The sequence below is a fragment of the Devosia sp. MC1541 genome, assembly GCF_012847305.1.
Lineage (GTDB): Bacteria > Pseudomonadota > Alphaproteobacteria > Rhizobiales > Devosiaceae > Devosia.
The window spans coordinates 1-980 of record NZ_JABBDZ010000047.1 but is presented as its reverse complement, the minus strand read 5'-3'; the positions used below and the strand labels follow the sequence as shown (position 1 = coordinate 980).

Sequence of the window (980 nt, the reverse complement as noted above, 5' to 3'; positions counted from 1 at the left end):
GCTTCCTGGCTCGATGAACGCGGTCCTGGCGCCGACGGCCACGATCCACTCCCGCACCGCCTTGGCGATGAACTCCGGGCCATTGTCGGAACGAACATGGCCCGGCACACCGCGCAAGATGAACAGGTCCGACAGCGTGTCGATGACGTCGGTCGAGTTGAGCTTGCGGTCGATGCGGATCGCCAGGCATTCCCGGGTGAACTCGTCGATGATGTTGAGCATGCGGAACTTTCTGCCATTATGGGTCCGGCCCTCGACGAAGTCATAGGACCAGACATGGTTCGGGTACTCGGGCCGAAGCCGGATGCACGATCCGTCATTCAGCCAGAGCCGGCCTTTCTTCGGTTGTTTATGGGGAACCTTCAGCCCCTCCCGCCGCCAGATGCGCTCGACGCGTTTGGCGTTGACCGTCCATCCCTCCGACCGCAGCATCGCCGTGATCCGACGATAGCCATAGCGGCCATACCGGGAAGCGAGCCGGATGACGTCGGCGATCAACGCCTCTTCATCTGCTCGGCCGTGCGGCTTCTTGCGCTGGGTCGATCGGTGCTGGCCGAGAACCTTGCAGGCAAACCGCTCCGAGACGGAGAACTTCGCCACGACATGGTCGACGCAGCGACGGCGACGGGCGGGGCTCAATAGTTTCCCGAGGCAGCCTCTTTCAGGATCAACTTCTCGAGCGTCAGGTCCGATACAGCCTTGCGCAACCGGTCGTTTTCTTTCTCGAGCTCCTTCAGGCGCTTCACCTGGTCTCCCTTTAGGCCGCCAAACTCCTTGCGCCACCGGTAATACGTAAACTGCGTCACGCCGATCGTGCGAACCGCCTCGCCAACCGATTTTCCTTGCGACAGCAGAACATCAACCTGGCGTAGCTTGGCGACGATCTCTTCGGGCTTGTGCTTCTTCTGGGGCATTCCAACGTCCTCTCTAGCGGCTCAATAGCCTACTTCAGGGAGGACCACTTTTCAGGGGGCAGACCA

Annotated in this window: 1 pseudogene; it reads right to left on the bottom strand. The window is 61.0% G+C overall.

Features of this window, described 5'->3' with window-relative positions:
• A pseudogene (locus HKD40_RS17625) lies at positions 1 to 914 on the bottom strand (IS3 family transposase); the annotation flags it as partial.
• Positions 915 to 980 lie beyond the last annotated feature (66 nt).